Source organism: Pseudarthrobacter sp. SSS035 (assembly GCF_023273875.1).
Taxonomy (GTDB): Bacteria; Actinomycetota; Actinomycetes; order Actinomycetales; family Micrococcaceae; genus Arthrobacter.
In genome coordinates this window covers 824,850-842,732 of the sequence record NZ_CP096882.1, presented here as the reverse complement: position 1 = coordinate 842,732, position 17,883 = coordinate 824,850, and the positions used below count along the sequence as shown (strand labels likewise).

Sequence of the window (17,883 nt, the reverse complement as noted above, 5' to 3'; positions counted from 1 at the left end):
ACCGTCACACCGAGCTGAAAACCGGTGCGCTGCCGGTGTGAGCTTGAACCAAGGAGAGTGCAACGTGGCACGCAAGAACCCGCACGTGGAAGAGGCCAACGAGGCTGATATCGAGGTCAGCGGCCACCCGAAAACGTGGGCCGCCGGCGTCCCGGGCGTCTACCACTCGTTGGAGCCGGCCGTGCAGCACATGGGCCTGGTCAGGACCGGGAAAACCCTGCTTGCCCTGAACCAGAAGGACGGCTTCGACTGCATGAGCTGCGCGTGGCCGGACCCGGGGCACCGCAAGACGTTCGAGTTCTGCGAAAACGGCGCCAAGGCTGTCACCTGGGAGGCCACTCCGGTGGTGATCGGCTCCGAATTCTGGGCCGAGAACCCGGTCAGTGACCTGCGGCAGCGGTCCGAGTACTGGCTGGGGATGCAGGGGCGCCTCACCGAGCCTGTCCACAAGCCGGCGGGGGAGGACCACTACCGGCCGGTCAGCTGGGAGCAGGCGTTCACCATCGTCGCCGACAAGCTCAAGGGGCTGCCGAGCCCGGACCAGACCGCCTTCTACACCAGCGGCCGGACCTCCAACGAGGCCGCGTTCCTCTACCAGCTGTTTGTCCGGGCCTACGGGACCAACAACCTGCCGGACTGCTCCAACATGTGCCACGAGTCCTCTGGCTGGGCCATGGGCCAGACCATCGGCATCGGCAAGGCCACCATCTCCTACGATGACTTCGCCAAGGCGGACCTGATCATCGTGATGGGCCAGAACCCGGGCACCAACCACCCGCGCATGCTGACCGCCCTGGAGGAAGCCAAGGAGGCGGGAGCCAGCATTGTGGCCGTGAATCCGCTGCCGGAAGCGGGCCTGATGCGCTACAAGAACCCGCAGAAGGTCAAGGGGATCATTGGCCGCGGCACGGAGATCGCCGACCAGTTCCTGCAGGTCCGCATCGGCGGGGACATGGCCCTGCTCCAGGCCGTCTCCAAGCGGGTCCTGGACGAGGAAGCGGCGAATCCGGGCACGGTGCTGGACCACGCGTTCCTCGCCGAACACTGCCAAGGTCTGGAGGAGCTTCGCGAGCACCTTTCCCAGCTGGACGAGGCTGCCGTGCTGGCGGCCACCGGCCTGCGGACCGAGGATATCGACGAGCTCGCGGACCGTTATCTCAGGGCGGAGAAGGTGATCATCACCTGGGCCATGGGCATCACCCAGCACAAGAAGGGCGTGGCCACCATCAAGGAGATCATCAACCTCCTGCTGCTCCGGGGCAACATCGGCAAGCCCGGCGCCGGAGCCTCTCCCATCCGCGGTCACAGCAACGTCCAGGGCGACCGCACCATGGGCATCTGGGAGCAGATGCCGCCGGCATTCCTGGACGCCCTCGGCAAGGAATTCAGCTTCGAACCGCCACGCGAACACGGCGTCGATTCCGTCGAAACCATCAGGCAAATGCGCGACGGCGGCATCAAGGTTTTCGTGGCCATGGGCGGTAACTTCGTGGGAGCCATTTCGGACACCCACGCGGCGTTCGCGGCGATGGAGAACACCGAGCTCTCGGTCCAGATTTCCACCAAACTCAACCGCTCGCACACGGTCACCGGCGCCGAGGCGCTGATCCTGCCCACGATGGGCCGCACGGAGATCGACATGCAGGAATCCGGTCCGCAGTTTGTGTCCGTGGAGGACACGGTCTGCGCCGTGCATGCCTCACACGGGACGGTGGAGCCGGTGGCGCCGGGCCTGCTGTCCGAAGTGGCAATCGTCAGCAGGCTGGCCCAAAAAGTGGTGGGTGACTCCGTGCAGGCGGACTGGGCCGGGTTCGAGAAGAACTACGACCTCATCCGGGACCACATCTCGCACGTGGTCAGCGGCTGCGAGGACTACAACCGGAAGATCCGGCAGGACGGCGGTTTTGTGCTCCCGAACGGGCCCCGGGATTCCCGGACGTTCACCACCCCGACGGGCAAGGCCATGCTCACCGTCAACGAGCTCGAACATATGGAGCGGCCGGCCGGAACGCTGATCCTGCAGAGCATGCGCTCGCACGACCAGTTCAACACCACCATCTACGGCAACAACGACCGCTACCGGGGCATCAAGAAGGGCCGCGAAGTGGTGTTTGTCAGCCCCGGGGACCTCGCCGAACTGGGACTCAGCGACGGGCAGCACGTGGATATCCACGGCGTGTACCAGGACAACGTGGAGCGGGTGCTGCGGAACTTCCGGGTGGTCTCCTACCCCACGGCGGCCGGCTGCGCGGCAGCCTACTACCCTGAGGCCAACGTGCTGGTGCCGCTGGACAGTGTGGCCGAGGGCAGCCAGACGCCGGCGTCGAAGGAAGTGATCGTCCGCTTGTCGTTGGTTGAGCCTGTCGAAACCTAAGATTTCGACGGGCTCAATCACCGGGGTTACCCGCTACTGGCCGGTGTCCGCCCAGCCCCCAGCCGCCGGGCCGCCGTCGTGCCCGTCCTCGCACAGCCGGAAGGCGACGTCGGCCGCCTGGGTGACTGCCGCCGTCGACTTTTCCTTGGATCCGGCGCTGCCGTTGCCGGCGGCGAGCCCTGCGGCGTAACCCACCAGGAACGTCGTGACAGGCGCAGCCGCATGGATCACCGAGCCGGCAGACTTCCTGGCAAGGTCAAGGAGGAGTTCCTGATCCACCTCCAGGTCCAGGATCTGCAGTGCCTGCGCCAGTCGCTGGGTCCACTGGTCCAGGACCTGGGCTTCGTTCTCGTCAACAGTCATGTTCGCTCCTAAGTTGCCGGTTCGCTGCTGGTGGGCGGCAGGGGGAGTCCTTGCCCATTGCCCACGACACTACAAGGCCTGGGCGGCTGCGTCACCGGGCTGCGGCAGCGTCCTTGACACTCCGTTTTGCCCTGAGGAACATCGAAGGTGCCGGGCAGCTGACGGTCTCTTGGGAGTTCAGTTGCTGACCGGCCCCGTGAAGGGACGTGGGATGCAGTCAGCCGTTCATGGTTTCAGCTCCTCCGGCCTTGCGGTCGCCGTGGCAGCGGCCGCGCTGGTGGCCTCGCTCGCAGGCTGCACCAGCGCCCCGGATCCGCCAGATCAGCTGTCCCCGACGGTTCAATCCACGACGGCGGCGTCCGCCACTGCCCCGGCGCCGCGGGCTTTTGTGGGAGTGCTGGAAAAGTACAGCGCGGACATGCGCGCAGGGGGAGCGACGGCCGTCATCATCCAGCTGAAGTCAAGGCTGGGCGAACGGTCCTCGGCCGAAGGCGTCCGTAGCCTTGAAACCCAGGAACCCGTGCAGTTGAGCGACCAGACCCATATCGGCGACATCACCACCACCATGGTGGCGGTGTCCGTCATGAAGCTGGTGGAGGAGGGAAAAGTCCAGCTGGATGACCCTATCCAGAAGTACCTGCCGGACTTCGAGAACATCATCAAGCCGCCTGGACCCATCACCATACGCAGCCTCCTCAGCCACCGGTCCGGGATGCCCGACTATTGGCTATCGCCCATCCACATGGGTGACGGGCCCTTCACCCATGACCAACGTGTGTCGTTCGTTGCGGGCATGCCCTGGACCGGCGGATCGGGCAGCCTGTACAGCTACTCCGCCACAAATTATTCGGCGTTAGCCCTCCTCGTCGAGAAGCTGCGGGGCAAGGACATCGGAGCGGTCATTCACGACGACAACGTGGTGCCCTTGGCGCTGCAGGACACGCTGATGACGGGGGATGGGCCGGGCCCGCAGCGGATGCTCCACGGCTACACCCGGACGGAAACCGGCGAGCTGGAGGACAAGGCTCTAGTTCCATTCCACAACGGTTCCCCCGACACCGGGATGATTTCCACCGTCCCGGAACTCAACACCTATTTCGCCGCCCTGCAGAAAGGGACCCTGCTGACGCTCCAAAGCGTGCAGGAGATGCATCATCCAAAGTACGAAACATTCGGCCTTGGCCTCGTCAGGCAGTACGACGAGTGCTCCAACAATGACTATTTCGGCCATGTCGGCGTGGTGCGGGGATACGCGGCACTCGCGCTGATCAGCGCAGACGGGTCCCGGCAGGTGGCCATGGCGGTGGCCCGTGAACCCGTCCCGGACCCCGTTGGTTTCGAAGACTGGCGGTCGCTCGAGATGGCCGAAGCAGCCGTGAACGCGCTCAATCTGGCCTGTTAGCGGGAGACGAAATAAGGGCGGGGGTACCGAGGTTAGGCTGTACAGGAAGCCGAACCGAGGAGATCCCGTGCACGATGTCACTATCCGCCACAACCCGGAGCGCCAGCGCTTCGAAGTGCTGACCGGCGGGAACGTCATTGGTAAAGCCATGTACAAGGAGTACGACGACGGCGGCTCGCCGCAGCGGATTTTCTACCACACGGTGATCAATGAGGAATACGGCGGCCAGGGACTTGCGGGCAAGCTCGCCAAGGTGGCGCTCAATGAAACGGTTGACGAGGGCCGCGCCATCGTCCCGGTCTGCCCTTTCATCAAGAAGTACGTTCGCAAGCACCCGGATTATGCGGCGGCCGCGGTGGCCATCACGCCGGCGCACCTGGAATTCCTGAACACCGCCTTGGCCCCGCGGGCCCGGGCGTAGCGGTCAGTTGCCGGCTGCGCTCAGCCGAGCCGGGCGTTGCGGACCAGGAATAGCGCACGGGGTGCGATGCCGCCGCCGGGCTTATCGTGGAGGTATGGACTCGCCAAAGGTGCAGCTGTACTTGGATATCACCGCTAAAGGCCTGTGCCTGCTGGGCGTCGCGCTGATGATCTTCGGCCAGGGTGGATGGTTCTACGTGGGTGTCGCCACCGTGGTCCTGGGCGTGCTGTTCATCGGCGTCTCGCTGGTGGCCACCCGCAACCTGCGGCACAGGGGATGGGACGGCAGGAACCGGCCAACAGCCGGATAGCCCGCCCCCCACCCCCTCGTCCGCCAGCCCCGCCGGAGCCACACGGAGCGGCAACCTAGTCCTGGCCGACGCTAACGTCAGGCCTGTGCCGGGTCCAGCGGCTGGGGAACGATCGGCTGGTCGTTGGCGGTCAGGTCGATGCCCATGTCCTTGGCGAAGACCACCCGGGTGTCCTTGTAGATTCCGGGGTGGTTCTCATCCAGCTCAAAGACCCGGGCACCACGCAGGCGGTTCCGCTCAGCGCCGGGGAGCCCATACGCGCCGAATCCGGTTCCGGGGGCGTAGCCGAGCTGCACCCCGTAGTAGTTGCCCACGTAGGTGTTCACGTGATCGTGGCCCACAAAGTAGCCGAGCACATCCCCGCGCTCCAGGAAGGCGCTGAACAGGCCGGAGTTGATGGGACCGGGGCACTCGTCCTCGTTCCGTTCGCCGACGATGTTGTGCTTCGTGAGGGCCCGGGTGTGATCGACGTCCGTCCGCGAGTCGAGGCTGGCGAACCACATGTTGCGGTGCTCGTGGAGCGCAATGTGGCCCCACATCAGGGAGGGGACCTTCTTGCCGTACTTCTGCTCGGTGGCGATGGACAGGTTGCGGTACCAGGTGACCTGGTCCATGCGTACCCAGTCCCAGTCGGGGTAGCCGTCGAAGTCCTGTCCATTGATGGCGTCCGGGGCATATCGGCCCGTGTCGATGAGCCACAGGCCAAAGGCCGGCTCCTTGGACTTGGCCGACTGCACCAGCAGCATCGAGTTCGACGTCCCGGTGAGCCCCGGCGTGGAGTCGCCGTTCATGTTGAATTCGTAGGTCTGCAGGAACTGCAGCATTTTGGCCTCGGTCATGCCTGTCCGCGCCACGGAATCCTCGTCGTGGTTGCCGAACGTGACGGCCCACGGGATCTGCCGGCGCTCCATGGGCTGGACCACGTGGTTGAGTGCCTGCTTGACCTCCAGCTCAGAGTCGCAGCCGCCATTGATCACATCGCCGTTGATCACCACGAAGTCCGGCTTCTCCGCGTCCAGGGTCTTGTCCATGAGCTCGATCGTGCGGCGGTCCGTTTGCTCGTCGTCCTGGGTGTCGTTGAACTGGATCACTTTGAAGCCGCCGTCTGGGCGGAATGCGAGGGTGGGCTTGGGTGCCTTCGCCCCCGGTGCCGCGTAGCTTCCGGTTGCTGCGGCCACTGTCAGTCCCAGCGCGCCAAGGGTTCCGGCGGCGGCCAGCGCGGCCCGCCGGCTGAGGGTGGGCTGGTGGATTCCGGTGGTCATCGTTGCCTCTTTCACTGATGCGGCCGTACTTCCGGCCGTCGTTCCTGTGACGGTACGCAAGGGAGGTATCGGGTTCCGGAACACTTGGTGAACGCCACATGCGGGACTGGCTGCATATCGGCTGCCTCCACCTATGATTGCGGCATGTCATCTTACGAAGTCACTCGCAGCGCCCTTATTCCTGCCCCCGCGGAAGACGTGTTTCCGCTGGTCAACAGCTTCCTGGAGTGGACCAAATGGTCGCCCTGGGAGAACGTGGACCCGGAGCTTAACCGCTCGTATTCGGGCAGTGACGCCGGTGTCGGGGCCAAGTATGCCTGGAGCGGCAACCGCAAAGCAGGCAGCGGAAACATGGAGATCGTCGAGTCCGATGCTCCCAGGAGCATCAAGGTCCGCCTGGAGTTCACAAAGCCGTTCAAGGCTGTGAATCCCACCACGTTTACGTTCACACCGGCCGACGGCGGGACTCAGGTCACGTGGCGGATGACCGGCGAGAACAAGGGGCTCGCGAAGATTTTTGCCATGATCGTGAACATGGACAAGATGGTCGGCGGCGACTTCGAGCGAGGGCTGGCTGCGCTCTCGGCCGCCGCGACGGCCAACAAGGCCTGACCCTGCGCTGCTGACGCCGGCGCTTGCCCGGCGTCAGCCGTTGAGGATCTGCTCGCGCAGAATATCGGCGTGTCCGCAATGCTGGGCGAACTCCCGCAGCACGTGCAGGTACACCCAATGCAGCGGGAGCGGGCCGCGGCGGTTGCCGGGGAGCACGTCGTCGAGCTCCAACAGCGACGTCGCCTGGCGCGATGCCTCGCAAGCCTCCCGGTGGGCCTGCCGGACGCTGGCTATGGTGTCCTGGTCCGTGAGGATGAACGACTCGTCGGGCGTTGCCGGAATGCCGATCTCGGTGCGCGGCCGGCAGGTGATGGCCTCGTCGAACCAGACCTTCTCCACGAACGCCGCGTGCTTCACCAGGCCCAGCAGAGTGGTGCGGGATGCCACCAGCGGCCGGCGCGCCTGCTCCTCGGTGAGGCCGTCCATGCAGGCGTTGAGCATGTTCCGGTGGTCATCGATGAAGGCCTCGAACTGGGCGCGCACGGGCTGGCGGATGGCGTTCTCGGCGAACGCGGCTGAAGAAGCAGACATCCCCGAAGTATTGCAACCTATGGGCCCCGCGGCAATGCGCGGCCCGGCTCTCGGTGAGGGCCCGACGTCGGCCGCTCACCCATGGTGATCGCCGCGCCGCGCGCCTATGGTGAAGCCATGTCTGATTCCTTTTCGTCCTTCGTGGACACCTTCAAAAACATCGGCGTCACCAAGGCTTATGGCCCGGCCGTCCAGGTGGGCGGGGAAGAAATCATCCCGGTTGCCCTGGTGTCCTTCGGCTTCGGGGGAGGCGGCGAAGCCGGTGACGGTGCCTCCGGCGGGGGTGGCGGCGGGATGGTGCTGCCGCTGGGTGTGTACCGGACCGTCGGCGGCCGCGCGGCGTTCCGCCCCAACACCGTGGTCACCCTGCTGTGTTTGGTCCCGGTGATCCTGGCCGCCGGCGCCGCTGGGGCCCGGGCTATTCGCGCCGCGCGGTCCTAGCGGGAGCGAGCCCCTGCCTCCACTGCCCGGTGGGCACCGGAGGCAGGGGCTCCCTTATGGTTAGGTCCCGCAATCAGGCTTTCCGGCTGGCCCGGTGGCGGAGATGTTGGACGGCGCTGAGGGCGAGGGCGCCGGCGAGTACCAGATACAAAGTCACGGTGATGGGGCTGTCCACCAGGATGCCCAGGTTCCCCTCGGAGACGGCCAGCGCGCGGCGCAGTTCGGTCTCCGCCATCGGCCCCAGAATCACGGCGATCAACACTGGTGCCAGCGGGATGTTGTAGCGGCGCATCAGGAATCCGGTGAGTCCGATCGCGATCAGCAGCCAGAGGTCCAGCACCGCGGAGCTCACTGCGTAGACACCGAGCATCGAGAAGACGGTGATGCCGGCGTAGAGGTAATGCTTGGGGATGCTCAACAGCCTGGCCCAGACGGACGCGAACGGAATGTTGATCATCACCAGGATCACCAGGCCGATGAACAGCGAGGCCAGCAGCGCCCAGACCAGGTCGCCGCTTCGTTCGAAGAGCAGGGGGCCGGGCTGCATGCCGTACTGCTGGAAGGCCGCGAGCATGATGGCCGCGGTGGCCGACGTCGGAAGTCCCAATGCGAGCAGGGCACCCATGGCAGTGCCGGCCGTGGCGTTGGCTGCGGCTTCGGGAGCGGCCAGGCCGCGGATGGAACCGGTGGTGCCGAACTCGGGATCGTTCCGGCGCCTGGCCAGCTGCTTCTCGGTGCCGTAGGCCAGGAAGGTGGGTACTTCAGCGCCGCCGGCGGGGATCAGCCCGAACGGGGCGCCGAACGCGGTGCCGCGGAGCCAGGCGGGCAATGCCTTCTTGAAATCAGCGAGCGTAAGCCGTGCCCGGCCCTTGGTTTCGATTTGCGTGGCAACGGGGTCGCGGTGGATGCGGGAGGCGATGTGGAACACCTCGCCGAGGGCCAGCAGCCCCACCGTGATGACGATGACAGAGATCCCGTCGAAGAGCTGGGGCATGCCCAGGGTGAACCGGGCCGTGCCGCTGGGACCGTCGATTCCCACGAGGGCGAGGGCCAGCCCGATCCCCAGGGCCGCGATGCCGCGGATAACTGATTCAGAGACGACGGCGGAAATGGCCAGGAACGCGAACACTGCCAGGGCGAAGTACTCTGCCGGGCCGAAGACGGTGGCCATTTTGACCAGGGTCGGCGCGAAGAACACCACCAGGGTTGTGGCGATCAGGCCGCCGATGAAGGCGCCGATGGCGCACGTGGCCAGGGCTTTGGCGGCGTGACCGTTCTTGGCCATCCGGTGGCCCTCGAAGGTGGACGCGATGGCGGACGAGTGGCCCGGCGTGTTAAGCAGGATTCCGGAGGTGGAGTCACCGAAAAGGCCGCCGAAATAGATGCCGGCGAACATGATGAACGCTGCCGTCGGTTCCAGTGAAAACGTCACGGGCAGCAGCAGTGCCACCGCCATGGCGGAACCAAGCCCGGGAAGGACGCCGACGGCGGTGCCCAGGATTGCGCCGATCAGCACCCACAGGAGGTTGATGGGGGTCAGGGCGCTGGCGAAGCCGCCCATCAGGAGTTCGAGTTGTTCCATTAGAAGATCCCTCCCACGATGCCGGACGGCAGGCTGAGGCCCAGCCCGGCGCCAAAGGCCAGTTGCGTAATTGAGGAAAAGAGCAGGCCAACGCCGATGTCGAAGACCTGGCGGCGGCTGCCCAGGGCGTAGGCAACAACCCAGAACAGCATTGCGGCGCTGATGATCCAGCCCAGTGGGTTGAGCAGCAGGACAAAAGCAACGACGCCGGCCAGCAGCAGGCCAACCGTCCGCCAGTCCGAGTAGGTCTTCCAGGTTTTTGCCGGCGCCAGGGATTCCGTCTCTTCGCGGGCTTCATCCTCTTCCTTCCCGAGATGGCCAAGGTCGTGAAGCATGTCCGCGGAGAACTGCCCGCTCCCGGGATGGATGGCATTGTCCGGGACCTTCGGTGAACGAATGATCTGGACCGCCAGGAGGGTGGCCACCAAGTACAGGACTATGCACACCAGAATGGGGAAGAATTGCGGTCCGGGAGCTGACTTGCCCTGCACATTCATGGTCGCAGTGCCCACGGTGAGGAAGATGGCCACTGCGTACAGCACGGCGACCACAACGAATTCACTGCGGCCGGTCCCGAAGCCTGCTTTTGGTTGGCTTTGCGGCTCCGTAGCGGATCCTGTTTCTTGCTGGTGCTGGGTGAGGCTCATAGGCCGAGGTCCTTTACGATTTCTTGGGCCGTTGCAACTTCGTTGTTGATGAACTGCTCGAACTCTTCGCCGGTTGAGAAGGTGTCCCTCCAGTTGTTGCGCTTCAGGGCTTCCTGCCAGTGGGCGCTGCTGCGCATCTCGGTGACGATCGCGATAAATTCCGCTTTCACTTCGTCCGTTGTGCCGGGCGCGGCCACAAACCCACGCCAGTTGGACATGGCTGCGTCCACGCCCTGTTCCTTGAAGGTGGGAACGTCCACGCCCGCCAGCCGCTCCTCCGAAGAGATTGCCAGGGCGCGCAGCGTTCCCGCCTCGATTTGGTCGCTGACCTCGTTGTAGCCGGACATGCCGGCGGACGTGGTGTGGGACAGGAGGGAGGTCAGGGCCTCCCCGCCTCCGGAGTACGCAATGTAGTTCACATCTTGGGGATCCACGCCTACGGTTTTGGCTACCATCGCGCTAAGCAGGTGGTCGATGGAGCCCAGGGAGCCGCCGCCGATCGAGGTTCCACCGGGATCCTTCTTCCAGGCGGCCAGGAAATCATCGAGGGTTTTGAACTCGGAATCGGCAGGTACCACCAGTGCCGCATAGTCATCGGCCAGCCGCGCGATGGGAACAACGTCAGCCATGGACTCCGGATTGTCGCCGAGTTCGATGGCCCCCACCATCACGCCACCGGTCGCCAGAAGGGCGTCTTCGCGCCCCGGAGTCTGAACGAACTGGCTCAGGCCGATTGTCCCGCCGGCCCCGGGCACGTTGACTACCTGGGCGTTATTGACGACGCCGCCGCTCTTGAGCGCCTGCTGTCCTTCGCGGGCAAATCCGTCCCAACCGCCGCCCGGGGCCGCGGGAGCGATCAGAGTGAGTTTGTTCCTGGCCGTGCTCGTTCCACCGGCGGTGCCGGCATTCACGAACGCAAGCGCGGCGATGACGGCCACAACCAGGCCGAACACGGCATTGCGTAGGGGATTTTTCATGGTTCTCGTTCCGTAACGACGTTGTTGGGCGGGGCGAAAGTACTAGGGTCCATATCGGATACCGTTGTACACAATGAAATACAGTTATACCTGTGATGGCAGTCACCGGCAAGTTTTCGAGACGTAGAAACCATTTGCGCCGGTTGCATACCGTTGTATACAGTTGGATTCACTAACCCTAGTGAGAGGACAGTCAATGTCTATCGGTAATGGAGCCGGACCCCGGAGTGCGGACAGTGTTGACGTAATTGTGGTGGGCGGCGGAAATGCTGGTTTCACTGCTGCGCATGCCGCGGCGGAACGTGGGCGGCGCGTTGTGCTGCTGGAAAAGGGTGAGAAGGAGATGGCCGGGGGTAACAGCTTTTATACCGCTGGCGCCACCCGGATCGTTCACAACGGGCTGGACGACCTGCAGGGCCTCGTGGAACCGGATGAGCGTCACAGCTGCACCGTGGTTCCCCCCTACAGCGCTGAGGAATATGCATCGGACCTGGAAAAGGTCACTGAGGGCCGGAATGATCCCGCGCTGACGGAGGTTCTCATCGCCGAGAGCCAGTCCACCTTGCGGTGGCTCAAGGGCCTGGGCCTGAAGTACCGCCTGATGTACGAGCGTCAGGCGTATGAGCGCGCGGATGGATCCTACCTCTTCTGGGGCGGACTGCATGTGGGGAACGTGGGTGGCGGCGAAGGCCTGATCGAGGACCATACCCGGGTTGCTGCCGAACTGGGCATCGATGTCCGCTACGGCCACGCGGCGCAAAGCCTCATCGTGGAAAACGGGCGAGTTGCCGGCGTCGTCGTCAATACTGCGGAAGGCGAGCTGCGTCTCAGGGCGGAATCCGTGATCCTCACCGCGGGCGGCTTCGAGTCCGACCCCCAGTGGCGCCGGGAGCACCTGGGCGAGGGCTGGGAAAACGCCAAGGTCCGGGGGACTCCGTACAACACCGGCGACATGATCGCCGCGGCTCTGGAGATCGGGGCCACCAAGGGCGGGGACTGGGGCACCTGCCACAGCGTTCAGTGGGATGCCTTCACAGCCACTAACGAGAGCAACCGTGAACTCACCAATCGGCTGACCCGGCAGAGCTACCCGCTGGGCATTATCGTGAACACGGATGGCAAGCGTTTCCTCGACGAGGGCGCAGACTTCCGTAATTACACCTACGCCAAGTACGGCAAGGAAATCCTGAAGCAGCCCGGATCGGTGGCGTACCAGATCTTCGATGCAAGCCTTCGCCCTATGCTGCGCAGCGAGGAATACGACATGCCCGGTATCTCCGTACAGGTGGCTGACACCCTTGAGGACCTGGCGGCACAAATCGGCCTGGACCCGGAGAATCTGGCCAAGACCGTGACGGACTTCAACAACTCGATCGATCGGTCCATCCCGTTCGATCCCACCGTCAAGGACGGCCGGATGGCGGCCACGGAACCGGTCAAGAGCAACTGGGCCGCCCCCATCGAAACCGGGCCCTTCTACGCCTACGGGGTTACCTGCGGCATCACCTTCACGTTCGGAGGCATCAAGTCGGACACCCACGGCCGCGTCCTGGACGCCGGCGGCGAGCATATCGAAGGACTGTTCGTGGCGGGTGAAATGCTGGGCGGACTCTTCAGCACCAACTATCCGGGCGGTACCGGACTGGCTGCAGGGTGCGTCTTCGGCCGACGGGCAGGCGTTCTGGCGTAAAGTTCCTTTCGAACAAGCACCAATCACCCCCAGGCATCAAGGACCACTCAAGTGACGGAAACAGCAACCCCACGCATTGACGGAGAGAGCATCTTCCGGACCCTGCGCAGCGAAATCCTGTCCGGTGTGCACCAGCCTGGGACCGCTATTCGAGAGACGTCACTTGCCACCCGTTTTGGCGTCTCCCGGACACCCGTCCGGGAGGCGCTGTCCCGCCTGCAGCAGGAAGGGCTCCTGGAGCGCGTGGCCCGGGGCCTGCAGGTTCCCCAGGTTGACCCGCAGCAGGTCATCCAGATCTACGACATGCGCATCCTCCTCGAGGAAGAGGCCGCGCGCCAGGCGGCACGGTCCCGGCAGTTCCCGGACCTGATGCGGCTTGAGGCTTTGCTCCAGCGGGACCGGGAACTCCAGGAACCGGATGACCACACCCGCATCACTACCAACCTGGAGTTCCACGCCGCCGTCTGGAACTGCGCGCACAACCCAGTCCTGAGGGACCTACTGGACCGGCTCTCGACCCACCTCATCCACGCACCCCGGTCCACGCTCTCCACCGGGAACCGCTGGGCCGAATCGCTGGATGAGCACGAGGCCCTGGTCCATGCCATCGAGCGGCAGGACAGCGGTGCCGCCGGAAAAATTGCCCGGAGCCACATGGAAACGGCGCGGACCCTTCGTCTGCAGCTGCTCCGGGAGACGGCCCTGCAGCAACCTCTGAGCACGAGCAGTACCCGCCGCTAAGGCACCTACCCGGAGACTCGGCGGTCGCGCGCCTGGCGTGCCAGCCGGATGAATCCATAGACAAAGACGGCCTCGATCAGCACCATCAGCCCGAGCAGCAGCCACTGCCCCTGCGCGATGAAGACCACCGCGCCGGTGAGGACCAGCATGGTTCCCAGCGCCAGCGCGTACACGGCGAAGCCGAGGGCCACTTTGGCGCTGCGCACACCCGTCCGGAAGCCAAAGCCCACCGGTTCGCCGCCGGGATAGCCGGCCACACGGTCCGGGACTGCGGGCTTGAGCCTGTCGAATTCCGCCCAGGGATCCGGGTCCTGATTGCTCATGCTTCCATTATCCCGCGGTTCCCGGCCCACCCGACGCGAGAACCAGGCGCGCGGGGTTGCTCTATCAGGTTTGGTGGCTAAACCACCGGCAGAGTCATACGGTCGTAGCAACGCTCTGATTGATGGAGCGTTTTCATGGCCAGATCATTTCCTCCGAATACCCGCACCGAGTTCGTTGACATGGTGTGTGGCGGGATGTCGATTGTCGCTGCCGCGCGGCGTGTCGGAGTCACGCATGGGGCTGGGAGGAACTGGTGGGCCCAGTCTGGCCACATGATGACTGTGAACATGGGCGCTGTTGGGGGTCTTTCGGATCCGGCACCGACGGCGGACGGTCCGGGTGGCCGGGCGTTGAACTTGGCTGATCGGGGGATGATCCAGATGGGTCGGCGGAAGGGACTCAGCTATGCCGACATTGGTGAGGCGATTGGTCGGGACAAGTCGGTGGTCTGGCGGGAGGTGAACCGGAACGCCAGCGCGGACGGGGTGTATTACGCCTCGGTCGCCCATACGAGGGCGCATCAGGCCAGGCGCCGGCCCAAGGCGTTGAAGCTGGTCGAGGACGAGGATCTGTGCCGGCTGATCGGCGTGTGGATGGATGACGGGTGGAGTCCGAAACTGATCTCGGCGATGTTGGCGTTTTACTTCGCCGGTGATCACACTATGCAGGTGAGCCACGAGACGATCTACCAGGCGCTGTATGTTCAATCCCGCGGAAGTCTGCGGGCAGATCTGGCCGAGAAGCTCAGCCTGAAGCGGAAGCAGCGCGTTCCCCACGCCGCGGACCGGCACAAGAACAGCCCTTACAAGGAGGCGTTCAAGATCAGTGCGCGCCCGGCCGAGGTCCAGGACCGGGCGGTGCCGGGGCATTGGGAAGGTGACCTCATCATCGGCTGCGACGGGACCGCGATCGGAACACTCGTGGAACGCTCGACCAGGTTCACGATCCTCCTCCACCTCGCCGGGGACCACACCGCTGAGACTGTCGCCGCCGCGATGATCCGGGAGATGGGCCAGCTCCCGGATCACCTGCGACGGTCGATCACCTGGGACCGCGGCACGGAACTGGCCGAATACGCCCAAATCCAGACCGCACTCGAGACCACGCTCTACTTCTGCGACCCGCACTCACCCTGGCAGCGCGGGACCAACGAGAACACCAACCGGCTCCTGCGGTTCTGGTTCGAGAAAGGCTCTGACCTCTCCGTTCACACCCCGGAGGACCTCCGCCGGGTCGCCGCGAAACTCAACCGCCGGCCCCGGCCCACCCTTAACCTCGAGACCCCAGCCAACCGGCTGAACCAGCTGCTACACGCGGCATAAACCCCCGCGTTGCTCCGACTACTTGACTTTGCCACCGGGTTGGGGACCAGAAGTGATAGGTCAACCGGGGTGAGCGGCTCGTAGATGGCGGGTTCCTGGTGGGTAACCACGACGGCGTCGCTCACCACGTCTGCCAGCCGGCCGTGGCGCGCGTAGGCCTGCCGCTGCAGCCTGGCGCCGGTTCCGTTGGCGAAGATCCGGTGCAGGGATTCCTCGACGTAGGCTGCGTCGCCCGCCTCGACCAAGGCGTCGCGGACATGGTCATGGAGCGCGGCGATGACATTGCGCGCCGACTCCGGCTTGTGGGTCAGCGGGTGGAGCAGCTCGCCCTGGATGCCCCACCGGCTGGCCAGCCAGGCCCCCTGGCGCAGGATGATGGCCGAAACCGTGTCCGCCGCCTGCCCGGATTTCCATTCCCGGGCAGCTGTCTCCACCAGCCCCCGCACCAGGGAGGCGATCAGGACGGTGTCGCGGGGATCGAGACAAACATCGGATACCCGGATCTCCACGGTGGGGTGGCGGGCGGAGAGGCGGGCGTCAAAATCAGGGTTGTTGACTACGCCCGTGGCAGCCAGGTCCGCCACACGCTGGTGGTAGGCCTGCGCCGAGCCGAAGATTTCCGTCGGCCCGGCCGAGGACCAGCGATTCCAGGCCTGGGTGCGGAAGCTCGCATAGCCGCTGTCAGCGCCGTCCCAGAACGGGGAATTGGAGCTCAACGCCATCAGCGGCGGCAGCCAGGACCTGATGCGGTCCAGGATTGCGACGCCTTCCTCATCGGAATCGACGGAGACATGGATGTGGCATCCGCAGGTCAGCTGCTCACGGGCCACCACGGCGAACTTTTCCAGCAGCGCGTCATAGCGGGGGTTGCTGGTGGAATGGGGTGTCACCGCCAGCGGGGACGTGGCAAGCGCGGCGATCCTGGCGCCGACTTTTCGGGCGAGTGAGTCCGCGTAGGCGCGGCCTGACAGGATCTCGGCGGAGAGTCCGCTCAGGCTGCTGTGCGGGTGGGTGATCACTTCGAGCTGTTCCTGGTGAAGCTCGACGGCGAGCATCGGGTGCGTGGAAAGGTCCGCCGGTTCGCCCGGGTCCTGGAGGCGCAGCAGGTCTGCTGCCAGAGGCAGGGGACTGCCGTTGGAGGGATCAACGATCAGGAATTCTTCTTCAACACCAAAAGTACGCACTAGCTAAGTGTGCGCCAACAAAAGCGGCTCCAAATGCCACAGCTGTTCCCTGAAACCGTGGAGGCTTCCGGGAGGGCCGCCTGAAGCGGTTAAAATCCCCTATCCTCGGATGCCCTTTCAGTTCCATAATGGCCACGTAGGCTTCGGGGACCCTCGCACCGATGATGGCTGGCGCGGCGCAGGAGAGTCCCAGGTGGCCGCTCCGGCACTTGGCGCAACGGGCGGCCACGCGGCACCGGACAACGTGGTTCCGGATCCGCCACCGGGGGAGAGCATCGCCACCAACGCGAAAGCAAGGCACAAAGGAAATCATCATGCTCAAGGATCGAACCATCATGGCTGTTCTCGCTGCGAAGGACATCAACAGGGCGAAGGATTTCTATCGGGACAAGCTGGGCCTGGAACCGTCCGATTCCATGGAGGACGACAGCCTGTTTTACAGCGGCGGCAACGGAACGGGTTTCCTGATTTACCAGACAGAGAATGCCGGGACGGCCAAGAACACCCAGATGGGGTGGGAAACGGACAACCTCGAAGCCGAAATGGAGGAACTGCGGGGCCGCGGGGTCGTCTTTGAAGACTACGATTTCCCCGGCCTGAAGACGGAGAACGGCGTTGCTGATAACGACTGGGGGAAGTCCGCCTGGTTCCTGGACAGCGAAGGGAACATTCTCAACATCTCCCAGCGCAAGTAGCAAGCCGCAGGGCTGATTGCCGGACGAAGGGGCCGCACTTGCCGCGAAGGCAGGTGCGGCCCCTCGCCCATGCTCAGGTATAGCGCGCCACGCCCAGGAATAGAATGGGCGCCATGGGCACCGTTGACGATTCCTTGGCCGAACTTCCTGAGCCGGACCGCGGGTGCCTGCAACATGTGATCGACATTGCAAGGGCCGTTGTGCCGGAGGCCGAGCAGGGGATGAGCTACGGGATGCCCGCCCTGAAACTTGAGGGAAAGCCACTCGTGGGCGTCGTCCGGGCAGCCAAGCACCTCTCCGTCTTCCCGTTTTCCCCGGCGGTGATTGACGCCGTCGCCGGACGGCTTGAAGGGTACCCCCTGTCCAAAGGGACCATCCGGTTCACGCCGGCGCATCCCCTCCCCGACGACGTACTGGAGGACATCGTCAGGCTGCGCCGTGCCGAGATCCTCAAGTAGGGCCGGCGTCGGTCAGTGTTTGGACATTTCCGGAAGCAGTCCGAGCTGTCCCAAGAAGTCCATCTGGTCGAAGTAGAAGTGGTGCGAGGTGATCAGGCCGCCCTCGACCCTGGCGATGTCGCAGCTTCTGACTCTGACGTGTTTGCCGGTGGCTGGGAGCGTTTGGCCGGAAGGCAGGCTCAACGGCCCGGTGTTCGTTCCGGTGACGAAACCCTCATCGATAGCCACATTCCCGGCCTCATGTTTATCGGCGTACTCATACGTGACGTCCGGCAGCGCTTCCCAGAAATGGAAGAGGTAGTTGGTGATTCCCTCCCGCCCGGTGAGCTCGCCTTCATCAGGGGTGAAGGCCACGGCGTCCTCGGCGTAGCACCCCGCTAGTGTCTCTTTGTCCTTTGCTGCCATGGCCGTGGTTAAGCGGTCCATGACCTCGCGTGCCTGTCCCATTTCGACCTCCATGTGTTGAGGGCGGCCGCACGGAAGCGTGGGCCGCTTCGTGATTTGGCCCTGCATGCGCAGACGCCAATTTAAGTACACGTCCGCTGTA

At 64.6% G+C, this 17,883-nt stretch carries 20 protein-coding genes; 11 read left to right on the top strand and 9 right to left on the bottom strand.

The features are described from left to right. The first annotated feature begins 64 nt into the window (after positions 1-64). Positions 65-2,374 (top strand): FdhF/YdeP family oxidoreductase, encoded by a 2,310-nt coding sequence (locus MUN23_RS03865; protein WP_248762201.1) that lies wholly within the window; start codon positions 65-67, stop codon positions 2,372-2,374. 33 nt (positions 2,375-2,407) lie between these two features. On the opposite strand, the gene MUN23_RS03860 is transcribed toward MUN23_RS03865, so the two are convergent. Beyond that, complete coding sequence (locus tag MUN23_RS03860; protein ID WP_248762200.1) at positions 2,408-2,737, bottom strand: DUF6457 domain-containing protein; 330 nt, start codon at positions 2,735-2,737, stop codon at positions 2,408-2,410. A 211-nt stretch (positions 2,738-2,948) separates the two neighbouring features. Between MUN23_RS03860 and MUN23_RS03855 the strand changes: the two genes are divergently transcribed. The 3 genes from MUN23_RS03855 (at position 2,949) to MUN23_RS03845 (ending at position 4,870) form a co-directional block, all read left to right on the top strand. Beyond that, on the top strand, positions 2,949-4,139 hold the full coding sequence (locus MUN23_RS03855; RefSeq protein WP_248762199.1) for a serine hydrolase: 1,191 nt from the start codon (positions 2,949-2,951) through the stop codon (positions 4,137-4,139). 67 nt (positions 4,140-4,206) lie between these two features. Next, positions 4,207-4,560 carry a GNAT family N-acetyltransferase gene (locus tag MUN23_RS03850; RefSeq protein ID WP_248762198.1) on the top strand — a complete coding sequence of 118 codons (354 nt, stop codon included), beginning with the start codon at positions 4,207-4,209 and terminating at the stop codon, positions 4,558-4,560. 94 nt (positions 4,561-4,654) lie between these two features. Beyond that, positions 4,655-4,870 carry a hypothetical protein gene (locus MUN23_RS03845; protein WP_248762197.1) on the top strand — a complete coding sequence of 72 codons (216 nt, stop codon included), beginning with the start codon at positions 4,655-4,657 and terminating at the stop codon, positions 4,868-4,870. A 77-nt stretch (positions 4,871-4,947) separates the two neighbouring features. Here MUN23_RS03845 and MUN23_RS03840 read toward each other — a convergent pair whose 3' ends face one another. After that, positions 4,948-6,132 carry a metallophosphoesterase family protein gene (locus MUN23_RS03840; protein WP_248762196.1) on the bottom strand — a complete coding sequence of 395 codons (1,185 nt, stop codon included), beginning with the start codon at positions 6,130-6,132 and terminating at the stop codon, positions 4,948-4,950. Positions 6,133-6,276: 144 nt separating this feature from the next. On the opposite strand from MUN23_RS03840, the gene MUN23_RS03835 reads away from it, so the two are divergent. After that, positions 6,277-6,744 (top strand): SRPBCC family protein, encoded by a 468-nt coding sequence (locus tag MUN23_RS03835; RefSeq protein ID WP_248762195.1) that lies wholly within the window; start codon positions 6,277-6,279, stop codon positions 6,742-6,744. Positions 6,745-6,777: 33 nt separating this feature from the next. On the opposite strand, the gene MUN23_RS03830 is transcribed toward MUN23_RS03835, so the two are convergent. Next, entirely contained in the window at positions 6,778-7,275 is a 498-nt protein-coding gene (locus MUN23_RS03830) for a DinB family protein (RefSeq protein WP_248762194.1), read from the bottom strand. Between the two features lie 117 nt (positions 7,276-7,392). Between MUN23_RS03830 and MUN23_RS03825 the strand changes: the two genes are divergently transcribed. Continuing rightward, the gene (locus MUN23_RS03825; RefSeq protein ID WP_248762193.1) at positions 7,393-7,716 is read left to right on the top strand and encodes a hypothetical protein; all 324 of its coding nucleotides are present in this window, start codon (positions 7,393-7,395) and stop codon (positions 7,714-7,716) included. Between the two features lie 73 nt (positions 7,717-7,789). Here the strand turns inward: MUN23_RS03825 and MUN23_RS03820 are convergent, their stop codons facing one another. Genes MUN23_RS03820 through MUN23_RS03810 form a run of 3 tightly spaced genes read right to left on the bottom strand, consistent with a single transcriptional unit; the run spans position 7,790 to position 10,922 of the window. Continuing rightward, positions 7,790-9,298: a tripartite tricarboxylate transporter permease gene (locus MUN23_RS03820; RefSeq protein WP_248762192.1), complete on the bottom strand. Its 1,509-nt coding sequence runs from the start codon at positions 9,296-9,298 to the stop codon at positions 7,790-7,792. Continuing rightward, complete coding sequence (locus tag MUN23_RS03815; RefSeq protein ID WP_248762191.1) at positions 9,298-9,945, bottom strand: tripartite tricarboxylate transporter TctB family protein; 648 nt, start codon at positions 9,943-9,945, stop codon at positions 9,298-9,300. Before MUN23_RS03815 ends, MUN23_RS03820 begins: the two co-directional genes overlap by 1 nt. After that, positions 9,942-10,922 carry a tripartite tricarboxylate transporter substrate binding protein gene (locus tag MUN23_RS03810; RefSeq protein WP_248762190.1) on the bottom strand — a complete coding sequence of 327 codons (981 nt, stop codon included), beginning with the start codon at positions 10,920-10,922 and terminating at the stop codon, positions 9,942-9,944. Before MUN23_RS03810 ends, MUN23_RS03815 begins: the two co-directional genes overlap by 4 nt. 196 nt (positions 10,923-11,118) lie before the next feature. On the opposite strand from MUN23_RS03810, the gene tcuA reads away from it, so the two are divergent. Next, positions 11,119-12,612, top strand: coding sequence for an FAD-dependent tricarballylate dehydrogenase TcuA (gene tcuA, locus MUN23_RS03805; protein WP_248762188.1), 1,494 nt, complete (start codon positions 11,119-11,121; stop codon positions 12,610-12,612). Positions 12,613-12,663: 51 nt separating this feature from the next. Further along, entirely contained in the window at positions 12,664-13,353 is a 690-nt protein-coding gene (locus tag MUN23_RS03800) for a GntR family transcriptional regulator (protein ID WP_248762186.1), read from the top strand. Positions 13,354-13,358: 5 nt separating this feature from the next. On the opposite strand, the gene MUN23_RS03795 is transcribed toward MUN23_RS03800, so the two are convergent. Beyond that, a complete protein-coding gene (locus MUN23_RS03795) occupies positions 13,359-13,676 on the bottom strand; it encodes a hypothetical protein (RefSeq protein WP_141139649.1) in 318 nt (105 codons plus the stop codon). A gap of 135 nt (positions 13,677-13,811) precedes the next feature. On the opposite strand from MUN23_RS03795, the gene MUN23_RS03790 reads away from it, so the two are divergent. After that, complete coding sequence (locus tag MUN23_RS03790; protein WP_371875902.1) at positions 13,812-14,999, top strand: IS30 family transposase; 1,188 nt, start codon at positions 13,812-13,814, stop codon at positions 14,997-14,999. Here the strand turns inward: MUN23_RS03790 and MUN23_RS03785 are convergent. Beyond that, a complete protein-coding gene (locus tag MUN23_RS03785) occupies positions 14,885-16,183 on the bottom strand; it encodes a glutamate--cysteine ligase (RefSeq protein ID WP_248762185.1) in 1,299 nt (432 codons plus the stop codon). The two genes, MUN23_RS03790 and MUN23_RS03785, sit on opposite strands and share 115 nt — an antisense overlap. Positions 16,184-16,497: 314 nt before the next feature. On the opposite strand from MUN23_RS03785, the gene MUN23_RS03780 reads away from it, so the two are divergent. Beyond that, complete coding sequence (locus tag MUN23_RS03780) at positions 16,498-16,878, top strand: VOC family protein (protein ID WP_248762184.1); 381 nt, start codon at positions 16,498-16,500, stop codon at positions 16,876-16,878. A 113-nt stretch (positions 16,879-16,991) separates the two neighbouring features. Further along, positions 16,992-17,336 carry an iron chaperone gene (locus MUN23_RS03775; RefSeq protein WP_248762183.1) on the top strand — a complete coding sequence of 115 codons (345 nt, stop codon included), beginning with the start codon at positions 16,992-16,994 and terminating at the stop codon, positions 17,334-17,336. A gap of 12 nt (positions 17,337-17,348) precedes the next feature. Here the strand turns inward: MUN23_RS03775 and MUN23_RS03770 are convergent, their stop codons facing one another. Further along, entirely contained in the window at positions 17,349-17,783 is a 435-nt protein-coding gene (locus MUN23_RS03770; RefSeq protein ID WP_248762182.1) for a nuclear transport factor 2 family protein, read from the bottom strand. Positions 17,784-17,883: the final 100 nt, after the last annotated feature.

What these genes read in the sequence shown, in the direction of transcription:
- MUN23_RS03810 (WP_248762190.1), bottom strand. Translation starts at nt 10,922, where the DNA reads ATGAAAAATCCCCTACGCAATGCCGTGTTCGGCCTGGTTGTGGCCGTC.
- MUN23_RS03815 (WP_248762191.1), bottom strand. Translation starts at nt 9,945, where the DNA reads ATGAGCCTCACCCAGCACCAGCAAGAAACAGGATCCGCTACGGAGCCG.
- MUN23_RS03780 (WP_248762184.1), top strand. Translation starts at nt 16,498, where the DNA reads ATGCTCAAGGATCGAACCATCATGGCTGTTCTCGCTGCGAAGGACATC.
- MUN23_RS03770 (WP_248762182.1), bottom strand. Translation starts at nt 17,783, where the DNA reads ATGGGACAGGCACGCGAGGTCATGGACCGCTTAACCACGGCCATGGCA.
- MUN23_RS03790 (WP_371875902.1), top strand. Translation starts at nt 13,812, where the DNA reads ATGGCCAGATCATTTCCTCCGAATACCCGCACCGAGTTCGTTGACATG.
- MUN23_RS03860 (WP_248762200.1), bottom strand. Translation starts at nt 2,737, where the DNA reads ATGACTGTTGACGAGAACGAAGCCCAGGTCCTGGACCAGTGGACCCAG.
- MUN23_RS03825 (WP_248762193.1), top strand. Translation starts at nt 7,393, where the DNA reads ATGTCTGATTCCTTTTCGTCCTTCGTGGACACCTTCAAAAACATCGGC.
- MUN23_RS03835 (WP_248762195.1), top strand. Translation starts at nt 6,277, where the DNA reads ATGTCATCTTACGAAGTCACTCGCAGCGCCCTTATTCCTGCCCCCGCG.
- MUN23_RS03845 (WP_248762197.1), top strand. Translation starts at nt 4,655, where the DNA reads ATGGACTCGCCAAAGGTGCAGCTGTACTTGGATATCACCGCTAAAGGC.
- MUN23_RS03795 (WP_141139649.1), bottom strand. Translation starts at nt 13,676, where the DNA reads ATGAGCAATCAGGACCCGGATCCCTGGGCGGAATTCGACAGGCTCAAG.
- MUN23_RS03775 (WP_248762183.1), top strand. Translation starts at nt 16,992, where the DNA reads ATGGGCACCGTTGACGATTCCTTGGCCGAACTTCCTGAGCCGGACCGC.
- MUN23_RS03820 (WP_248762192.1), bottom strand. Translation starts at nt 9,298, where the DNA reads ATGGAACAACTCGAACTCCTGATGGGCGGCTTCGCCAGCGCCCTGACC.
- MUN23_RS03840 (WP_248762196.1), bottom strand. Translation starts at nt 6,132, where the DNA reads ATGACCACCGGAATCCACCAGCCCACCCTCAGCCGGCGGGCCGCGCTG.
- MUN23_RS03830 (WP_248762194.1), bottom strand. Translation starts at nt 7,275, where the DNA reads ATGTCTGCTTCTTCAGCCGCGTTCGCCGAGAACGCCATCCGCCAGCCC.
- tcuA (WP_248762188.1), top strand. Translation starts at nt 11,119, where the DNA reads ATGTCTATCGGTAATGGAGCCGGACCCCGGAGTGCGGACAGTGTTGAC.
- MUN23_RS03855 (WP_248762199.1), top strand. Translation starts at nt 2,949, where the DNA reads ATGCAGTCAGCCGTTCATGGTTTCAGCTCCTCCGGCCTTGCGGTCGCC.